Annotated in this window: 12 protein-coding genes; 4 read left to right on the forward strand and 8 right to left on the reverse strand. The window is 52.9% G+C overall.

The annotated features are described in order from the left end of the window. Both H522_RS0116040 and H522_RS0116045 read left to right on the forward strand, forming a co-directional pair. Positions 1–436, forward strand: a 436-nt coding sequence (locus tag H522_RS0116040) for a GerAB/ArcD/ProY family transporter (protein WP_026963096.1), incomplete at its 5' end; no start/stop codon positions are given. Between the two features lie 341 nt (positions 437–777). Next, positions 778–1,695, forward strand: coding sequence for an ATP-dependent DNA ligase (locus H522_RS0116045; protein ID WP_245578157.1), 918 nt, complete (start codon positions 778–780; stop codon positions 1,693–1,695). A 161-nt stretch (positions 1,696–1,856) separates the two neighbouring features. Here H522_RS0116045 and H522_RS0116050 read toward each other — a convergent pair whose 3' ends face one another. Together H522_RS0116050 and H522_RS0116055 are read right to left on the reverse strand one after the other, a co-directional pair. Continuing rightward, positions 1,857–2,117 (reverse strand): hypothetical protein, encoded by a 261-nt coding sequence (locus H522_RS0116050; RefSeq protein WP_026963098.1) that lies wholly within the window; start codon positions 2,115–2,117, stop codon positions 1,857–1,859. A 255-nt stretch (positions 2,118–2,372) separates the two neighbouring features. Continuing rightward, positions 2,373–2,576, reverse strand: a complete 204-nt coding sequence (locus H522_RS0116055) for a hypothetical protein (RefSeq protein WP_026963099.1) — start codon at positions 2,574–2,576, stop codon at positions 2,373–2,375. A 53-nt stretch (positions 2,577–2,629) separates the two neighbouring features. On the opposite strand from H522_RS0116055, the gene H522_RS22615 reads away from it, so the two are divergent. Next, complete coding sequence (locus H522_RS22615) at positions 2,630–2,887, forward strand: helix-turn-helix transcriptional regulator (RefSeq protein WP_035454494.1); 258 nt, start codon at positions 2,630–2,632, stop codon at positions 2,885–2,887. A 57-nt stretch (positions 2,888–2,944) separates the two neighbouring features. After that, on the forward strand, positions 2,945–3,226 hold the full coding sequence (locus tag H522_RS0116065) for a hypothetical protein (RefSeq protein ID WP_026963101.1): 282 nt from the start codon (positions 2,945–2,947) through the stop codon (positions 3,224–3,226). A 183-nt stretch (positions 3,227–3,409) separates the two neighbouring features. On the opposite strand, the gene H522_RS0116070 is transcribed toward H522_RS0116065, so the two are convergent. The 6 genes from H522_RS0116070 to H522_RS0116095 form a co-directional block, all read right to left on the reverse strand. Beyond that, entirely contained in the window at positions 3,410–4,009 is a 600-nt protein-coding gene (locus H522_RS0116070) for a hypothetical protein (RefSeq protein WP_026963102.1), read from the reverse strand. Positions 4,010–4,101: 92 nt separating this feature from the next. Continuing rightward, positions 4,102–4,671, reverse strand: a complete 570-nt coding sequence (locus H522_RS0116075; protein ID WP_026963103.1) for a hypothetical protein — start codon at positions 4,669–4,671, stop codon at positions 4,102–4,104. Positions 4,672–4,746: 75 nt separating this feature from the next. Beyond that, complete coding sequence (locus H522_RS22375; RefSeq protein WP_281173108.1) at positions 4,747–4,869, reverse strand: hypothetical protein; 123 nt, start codon at positions 4,867–4,869, stop codon at positions 4,747–4,749. Positions 4,870–5,053: 184 nt separating this feature from the next. After that, complete coding sequence (locus H522_RS0116085; RefSeq protein WP_026963104.1) at positions 5,054–5,479, reverse strand: response regulator transcription factor; 426 nt, start codon at positions 5,477–5,479, stop codon at positions 5,054–5,056. Further along, complete coding sequence (locus tag H522_RS20005; RefSeq protein ID WP_155836511.1) at positions 5,476–6,225, reverse strand: bifunctional DNA primase/polymerase; 750 nt, start codon at positions 6,223–6,225, stop codon at positions 5,476–5,478. Before H522_RS20005 ends, H522_RS0116085 begins: the two co-directional genes overlap by 4 nt. Positions 6,226–6,613: 388 nt before the next feature. After that, positions 6,614–6,886 (reverse strand): hypothetical protein, encoded by a 273-nt coding sequence (locus H522_RS0116095; RefSeq protein WP_026963105.1) that lies wholly within the window; start codon positions 6,884–6,886, stop codon positions 6,614–6,616. Positions 6,887–8,367: the final 1,481 nt, after the last annotated feature.

The following is an 8,367-nucleotide window of genomic DNA, read 5'->3' on the forward strand; positions in this document are numbered from 1 at the left end:
CATGTTGACGGTGGTCGCCCCGCTAGCTGTCTTCGGGTCTATGGAGATACGCAATATGATGTGGCCGACCCTCGAGCTGGCAAAGATCGCCTCGATCCCTGGCGAGGTGCTGGAACGCCTGGATGTGTTCTTTCTGACCATCTGGGTGACGGCCGTTTTTTCCAGTCTCTACTCGATGTACTTCATCTCGGCTTTGGCCATCAAGGACGTGCTGCGGTTTGAGGATCATTCGTTTCTCTCGTTTGCCCTGCTGCCAATCATGTTTACCATCGCCATGCTACCGCCGAACATCGTCCAGCTGTATCGAGTGATCAAATGGGTCGGTTGGGCCGGACTTGTGCTGACCATCGGATATCCATCAGTGGTGTTGGCCGTCTCCTGGTTGCGTCGGATACGGGAGGAGCGTATCTTTGAGAAAGCAGACGGAGTTCAATAAGGTTTTCGCGTCCGTCCATTTTACCAGCCTCTTGTAACACGCAGTGAATACTGAGAACGCCTGACGCCCTCCACCTGACGGCGCAGATTGCCGTCCCCGGCCGCAACGTTAGGCGGTAATAGTATCGCGCCCAACTCCATTAATGCACGTATTCCCACGGCAAAGGACATTCCGTGACGAGCCAAAATAGCAACAGGATCACCTGAATTCACTGGTAACAACCTCTAGTGTTAATACGAACGTTTGTTCTGTATTATATTCGTGTACCATCTCAAATCAATGCGGTTCCAGCAACCTCCTATTTCCAGGACCGAAGTCGAATGGAACAATGGAAATAGGTGATGATCGTGCTCTTTACAGCCATCTCTCCCATGCTGGCCACGATGCGACCGGATGCTTTCGATGACCCAGATTGGATTTTCGAGCCAAAATGGGACGGCTGGCGTCTGCTCATTCACAAGCAGGGAGACCGCGTCGAAGCGTATACCCGCCATGGCACCAACGTGACACGGAGGTTTCCTGAGCTGCAGGAGGCAGTCCGTTACATTCGTGCGGAATCGGCCATCCTGGATTGTGAGGGTGTATGCCTGCGAAACGGGCGGAGTGTATTTGACGACTTTGCCTACCGTGGCAGGATTCGGGACGAACGAAAGATACTTCACGCGGCTAAATCGCACCCGGCCACTTTCGTAGTCTTCGACATCATTTACTCGAACGACCGCGAGCACACGCGAGAACCGTTGATGGAACGAAAGAAGCGGCTGGCCGACATTGTGGAACCCACCAACGTGATTACGCCGACCATGTTTGTTCGTGGTGCAGGGATTGCATTGAAAAAGCAGACTGAGGAACGGAACTGGGAAGGCATTGTAGCGAAACGCGCAGATTCACGATACGTATTCGGTTCACGGTCTCCAGACTGGCTCAAGGTGAAGAACTGGAAGACCATTGATACGGTGATTTTGGGGTATCGGATGTATCCGCAGTTCGGACTCATCGTCGGGGCTCACTTCCCCACTATGCGGAACAAGCCCATTGCGGTGGTCGAATTCGGTTTTCGACCGGAGGAAAAGGCGGCATTCCTGGCGATAGCCAAAGACCTACACACGCTAAAGGACAAGGACTACCAGCGGATTGAACCTGTGCTATGCTGTCGCGTCCAGTACCTGGAGCGGACAGAGGGGCACAACCTGAGAATCGTTAGCTTCAAGGGTTTCCTTCCCAACAAGGATCCAGAAGACTGTATGTGGGCGAGTTAAGAGGTGACGTACCATGTGCGGACGGTTCACGTTGGCATACGAGGACTTCGAGTGGGATGTTTGATGTATTGCAACTTACGGTAGTGCGTTGAGACGATGTACCGGTAGGTGCAACACATTCAGGCTACTCGTCCCTAGTCACTATATCAGCGTATCTATCGCTACCTTCGGCCGCCACGGATGACTCGTAGGACTCGGGAAGGCTCGGGTTCCTCTGCTGCCTGCAACTCCTCCGGCTCCATGGTCGCCATTGTCTCAGGTAGATACACCCCGACGCCCAATTGCTCCAACTTGACCCGAGCGTGCCATACTGGGCAAGTGTTACAGGCCCAGGGATCGGTGCAATCGATGGCGCAGTAGTCCAACAACTTGGCCGCTACCTCGGATAGCTCGCGGCTCAGTGCTGCCTTCCCTAGTTCCATTCCGTCTCCCTTCCTCCGGAAATTGAATCAATTCGATGGGTGGCAGGTAGATGGTGTACGTGTCGCACTTATACCCTTCGCGTTGTGCCTTTCTCCACGTCCGGCGCGTTACCGGACGCTCCGCTGACCAGTACAGACTATCCAGATTACGATAGCTATCCGTGGTCAGAAGTTCGCGCTTGTAGTACCGCTCAAATACCCGCCCATCCCTCACGTATCGACGACAGAGATACCAGACCGTTTCCTTTGAGTGCATCAACCATACACCTCCAAGATCAGGCGCACCGTCGTATAAGGAGTCACGCATTGGAAGACATGTTCCAACCACGGATCCACGTTCTCTTGGCCAATTGAGCGAATGAATTCCAACTCCGGCTCCTGTACTGTTTCATAGCTATAGCGCCCCGAAAGTTCATACCGCATGACCACACGATTCTCATCCCGATACTGTTCGCCCACAATCGACATCTCCTTTGTGTTAGGATGGTACATCATATGCAACTGCGAATTAGATGTTTCGCGAATGCGGTATAATTTTTTTTGGAGATGAGAATGTGTATCGAACGCGGCTGAAACGGCGCATATTGGAAAGCGGATTAAAACAGGCGCACATATCGAAAACTGTCGGGGTTACATCGAGTACGTTTAGTCTCTATGTGAACGGGAAACGACTTCCCGATGTCATTATCGGACAGAAGATTGCGCGAATATTAGGGACAACGGTGGAGGAACTATGGCCATTGGAGGAGAACGATGATGCGCGAAGATGACACAGAACAAACTCCGATCTGTCCCGTTTGTGGCTTTGAAATGCAGGAAACGCGCGGATGTTGCCCGTGGTGCCGGAACTGTGGCTACAAGGGAGTGTGCGGGGATCCGACATCATGACCGTATACAGTTTCCTTCAGTTCTATCAAGACGCCGTCCCTGCCGAGCGTACGCTGCCCAACTTGGTCAAGGTACGTGCCAAATCGCGAGAGCAGGCCATCGTTGCGTTTTGCAAGCAGCTTGGCCTGCAAGTGGAAAGTGACGATGGAAAGGCTGTGTGGTTCGTGCGGGAGGAAGATGGATTGGCCTGTCAATACGGGGTGAACACCCCGGCCGATTGACCGGGGTGCAAGCAATCTGCGAAACATCCAGGAAAGTAAGAAACCCAACCGGTGAGGATTGGGGTGAGGGCTAAGATCAGAATATCAGAGTTATAACGGCTGCAATCCATATCCCCGCAAGGGTCAACGCCGCGATGGCCTGCATCTACCGCGGCCAGTGGCTGTGGTGATGGTGGTGTCTGCTCACTTACCTTCACCGCCGAACAAGAGACGGTTCACGAGAGCGAACCGGTCCGCACACTCAGGCTCTGGTAACGTCTGCATGGCGGTTGCTTTCGTACCCACGGGGTGCCACTGCGTAAAGAATATGGATGACTGGTAGGCTTGGTAGATGAGTGAAATGGCACTCGTGAGATAGTCCACCTGTCCGTTACCATAGGCATATCCAGGCCCCATGCTGTCCGGTTCCATCCTTGTAACCAGTTGCGGCATCTCATTAATCTGTCTGATTTGCGCCGGGAACATCTTGAGCAAGCGCTTATAGTCCGCTTGCATGACCTTTTCTGCAGCAAGGTTTGGTCCCGAGCCTTCGCTGTAGGCAGCCCGGTCCATGACAATCGTATCCCGCGTCAGCATCTGGTGTAGTTCGGCCGCCCGTTTCTCCCCCATTTGCTTGACCGCTTTTTCGTAGCCACTGTCAATCGCACTATGCATCAACGTATGTGAGGCTTTCTTGGTCGCCGCCGAAGCAGTATCGGCCGCGGAATGAGGCAGGACCGCATATCCAATACCCGCCGCCACAATAACTGCCGCGCCAATGCCTGCCCACACTTTACCCCGCATCATGCGCCCTCCTGTGTATTTTGATGGCACCATGATACCTCGGGCGTAAAAAAGAAAAAAGTTCCATTCCACGGAGGAATGGGACAAAAAGATTAGCGGTTCAATTTAATTCCCCATGTGCTTGGGCTTGATCCAAGATTGATACCGGTGTCTACGGTCCATGCCTCGTCTACACCGCCCCATTTTGTGATCCAGTCGCTATCCGATGGGCGTTTGATGGCGTATACCTGGCACTTGCGTTTGGTGCTGCTGTCGTACACATCCATTGTGTTCACGGCCAGCAGCGTCCCCTCGGGTACAGAGTACATGGGTTCCGAGGAAAAAGCAGCCACATAGGTGCTTAGTTTTTTGTTTGCCTTCACGACATAGGTCGGAATATAGACCGGTCCATTGGAACCATAGTACGCGATATCTTTTCGTGTTGAAAAGTTAAATTTGTAAGCATCCTCCAGGCACGACGCATCCACATACCCATACGTCGGATAGCTGGTGTGCAAGAACGCGATACGCTGCGCTGTTCTTCCGAGGCCATGCAAGGTTTGAGCATCCGAGTAAACGCTGTAGGTTGAGCTGGTCTTGTTGATGGCAAACCGCCCGTATGCTGCCTCACCCAGATTTACGCAAGCTTCACCGGGATCTAGATGTCCTACGATGGTTGTCATGTTCCCCAACCCCCCGATGTCAGATGTTGAATCCGCCCGCCAAGGAGACGGGCGGATAGTAAACCTGTCGATGGGTTACGCCGACTGCTGCTGGCCGCTCGCGCTCGACTTTGCGCTGTTCTGCGCGGCGGGTGCGTCAATGTGGTGCGCGGCAACGGCCGACTCGATGAGTGAGTCGATGAGCGGTTCTACGTCCACTTTCACCTGTTGTCCGAGCTGAACTAGAGCAGCGCCCTGGCTCTTGACAGCCGCGATGGCATCCGCTTTGACGCTCTGGGCAAGCTGCGGCGTCCAGGCACCGGCGGCCTTTCATCACTGCGCTAGGTGGATAGTATCCACATCACGGACGCGCAATGTTGCGCAGCCGTGATCTAACCTGTAGTCAGACCATCTCCTTGGGCCATGGCGGCAGGTAGCATACCCGCAACTGCTTACCCTCGTTGTCCTGTAGCTCCACCACCACGGTATGGCCGGGTCTACGCTTTGTTCGACGCACAAGATCCTCTAAGGATTGTAATGCTCCCCTCATCGTAGTTGCAGTGGCCACTGGATCACCATCGACCACAATCCTGTATATCCATACCAGTGGGGTAATAGGTACCCCTAAAAAGTCACGCGGGCAGTTCAGGGAGGCTGCCCCCTCTATCACAAAGCGAGCGAGCGGGTCAGGAAACACATCTACAGGAAATGGGTCAACCGTATCGGATGGGAATGGAATTTGCATAGGCTCAACATCGGTTTCAAAATCTGCTTGAACTCGCCTAGCTTCACGTACAGCCTCTAACTCCGCTAATCCAGGCATGTTCATAGGCTCGCCTCCCTTTTCGCTTCCCTGCGGGCTATGCTGTCAAATGTGCGGTGTAGCTCGTCCCATACCAAGGGCGGCTTGTTCGTCAGATTCCACGCTTCTAACAGCGCTAATGCAACCCTCGCGCTCGGCAGATGCCTGAGCAGATACCCTGCCATGCTGGCGGCGGCATTATTGCGCTCGCCTTCCTCCACGCCTAGCGCGATCCGTTCGATTTCCAACATTCGTTTATCGCGTGGTCTGTCGATCTCCCCTTGTAGCGCTTGCGGGAGCTCAAGCAACTCTTGCAGCCAGTGCGGGAAGGGCGGCAGTTCGCTCTCCCAAATCGACCGTCTCCGCACCCACTGGTACAAGCGGCCTGACGGATGAATACTCGGGGGAGCCACCACATATCCACCATCACCGCGAACGTCGGCACCCGGCAACACACGGACAACATTGGGGACGGTGTGGCCAGGGTGCGCAAAGTAGACGTGATACCCTTTGCCTGTCGAAACCAGCGGGGCCCGGGGGAGCCCCCTACGCTTGGCCTCTTGTACCGCCTCAGGACTGTCCAAATCCAGCACCACTACACCACTTACAGCACCTGTCACAATCCCCCAATTGCAGTTAGTCCACCGCTTTGCCCATAGTTCAACCTGTTTGAATGGGGCGGCTTGGCGTTGAAACAAAGTCCAACACACCAGCGGTTCTTTTCCCCGTGGTTGCAACGGAATCAGAGACAAACCGCGTTGAACATATGCCATGAGGGTTTTTTGCCTTTCGGTTGCATAATTCAAATCAGCGCGTGCTGATATAATCAAAAGGATGCACCCCACTTGCTCTTTCTATTTATTGGACTATAAGTGTTGCTGAATGTTTGTTATAGTTTCTGAGGGTCATGGGGAAGTAGTTGCCTGTTGACAAAGTAAACAATCGGTTTTAGGATATTAGCCAAGGTGGTATCACCAGTGATACCACGCTGATTGGTGCATCACTTGCAACACTGCACCTCCTTTGCACAGCATGAAGTTCAATGGGTTTGGCCTGTGCAGGGTCATGCACACACCTTATATGGTGCCGGACAAAGGCACATGGCGAGCGTCTTTTAGAGACACTCACCATATGCGCCTAGTTGCATGCTAGGAGTGAAATTTATGGTGTGTGGACGCGCACAAGACGGTACTGCCACGTATGCGTGAAACCGTCCTGCCCCCGCTTGCGGCGCTTCTCAATTCGCCAATCAAGGGGTAATGATGCGCGGATCTCCCGCAAACGGCGCAGTCCTTCGCTGCCACCAATTGCGGGATGCGTGAGGATATGGGCGTCTATCCATTGACCTTGGTGAGAGCGTAGATAGTCCCATACGGCCTCGCGCTTGGTTCGACGGTGTTGTGCATCTTTATGGAGTTGTGCAACATTCGTCATGTAATCTGTCTCCTTTCAGTTGTCATGTTTTGAGTGGTTTGACGTTGTTTTCCCTCCATGTCGAATTGGAGGGTCTTTTTTTATCCAGCCAGACGGCGCAATTCCTCAGGGTCAACCTCGCGGGCGATCCCCATCTCATCAAACAGCACCTGCTCGTCCACGCCATAGAGTTCAGCCAGCGCTCGCCGCAGCTTGGGGTAACATTCCCTTGTCCGCCGTTAAATGTGGCTCATGATGGTAGGGGTACACCCGCAGCCTGCGCGGCCTGTCGTTGCGTCATGCCCGATAGCCTGCGTAGGACTTCTAATTTGGTCATCGAAATTGTCACCTCCCTTGCTCTAATCAATTATATCAAAAGAATGCCCAGAACTCACGTTCGCGGATCTATATATAGCGTTTTCCCTTTCTTTTAAATCTGGGCATACGCTATATATGTGTGCATCATCCGCAAGTAAATTCTCCCTCCTTTCGGACATGGCCAATTATAGCTGCCCTATGGATAGTGGTCAACACGAACACTAGATATAGTATTCAACTTTGTTGCCACGTGCAAAACTATACTACAAGTGCAATGTGCACCCAAGCCTGTGGATAATGTCCTGTGGATAATGTCCTGTGAATAATATGCACAACTCCGTCCATGAATCGTCAAACGATGGTATACTTATAAGTTTGAGCATCGAGCGGTTTAAACGAGCAAGCGGACGCAAAATTTGCAGCTTATTCTTTTTAGCTTTCACTTCTATTCGTGGTGGGAAACAGGAGCGATTACAAAGGCTGGGCAGGGCTGAATGGGTGAGGTATTTTCAAAAATAGGTTCGATATAGAGGGGCGCCGATAGGGCATTTGTCCCCTCACAACTGTCCTCCCCCGGTGTCCAAAACTGCGAATTCATGCGACAGGCCATCCTAGAGGGCTGGGTTTAACACAATCGAATTAAGTTAAACCAAGAAGAACCGATAAACCCACGCCACTACTGCGATTTCCCCATCAGGACAAACAAAGTGAAAAAACACGCCTCTAGGGCTGGAAATTCGACCAGCCGGAGTTGGACATACGTCACCCCACGGTCACCTCAAGCCGTAAAACCGTACATCAAAAAGTTTCGCAAACGTCGCCGCAGGGAGGACTCGGGAAATGGTCATAAATGAGCGTGTTGATCACCGACCTAAAACCAACATCGATGTTCAGTTTCCAAACCGTTCAACATCATCGGGCTTTTGTAGCGTTATTGGGTCTCAACTGTCGGGTTATGTCGGGTCAAGTGTCGGGTGGTTGGTAGAAGGCGGCCTCGGTTTCCCTTGTGCCGCCAGCCCCAAGCAGAACCCGACGTGCGGATTTCCCGCATCGGGCTCCCCAGAACGATTCGCGATCGTGACTCGTCAGACATTCGAATGCAGCAGTGTCGGGTACGGGAGTTCAAACCATGACCGGTTCGACAGATAGCTCCAATATAATCGGTGTCGCTGGCTTCTGCGCCG

This window comes from Alicyclobacillus herbarius DSM 13609 (genome assembly GCF_000430585.1).
GTDB classification, from domain to species: Bacteria; Bacillota; Bacilli; order Alicyclobacillales; family Alicyclobacillaceae; genus Alicyclobacillus_G; species Alicyclobacillus_G herbarius.

Bases quoted from the DNA above. Each gene is read 5' to 3' on its own strand.
- H522_RS0116065 (WP_026963101.1), top strand. From the start codon at position 2,945: ATGTTGCCCGTGGTGCCGGAACTGTGGCTACAAGGGAGTGTGCGGGGA.
- H522_RS0116070 (WP_026963102.1), bottom strand. From the start codon at position 4,009: ATGCGGGGTAAAGTGTGGGCAGGCATTGGCGCGGCAGTTATTGTGGCG.
- H522_RS0116085 (WP_026963104.1), bottom strand. From the start codon at position 5,479: ATGAACATGCCTGGATTAGCGGAGTTAGAGGCTGTACGTGAAGCTAGG.
- H522_RS0116045 (WP_245578157.1), top strand. From the start codon at position 778: ATGATCGTGCTCTTTACAGCCATCTCTCCCATGCTGGCCACGATGCGA.
- H522_RS22615 (WP_035454494.1), top strand. From the start codon at position 2,630: ATGTTTCGCGAATGCGGTATAATTTTTTTTGGAGATGAGAATGTGTAT.
- H522_RS0116075 (WP_026963103.1), bottom strand. From the start codon at position 4,671: ATGACAACCATCGTAGGACATCTAGATCCCGGTGAAGCTTGCGTAAAT.
- H522_RS0116095 (WP_026963105.1), bottom strand. From the start codon at position 6,886: ATGACGAATGTTGCACAACTCCATAAAGATGCACAACACCGTCGAACC.
- H522_RS0116050 (WP_026963098.1), bottom strand. From the start codon at position 2,117: ATGGAACTAGGGAAGGCAGCACTGAGCCGCGAGCTATCCGAGGTAGCG.
- H522_RS20005 (WP_155836511.1), bottom strand. From the start codon at position 6,225: ATGGCATATGTTCAACGCGGTTTGTCTCTGATTCCGTTGCAACCACGG.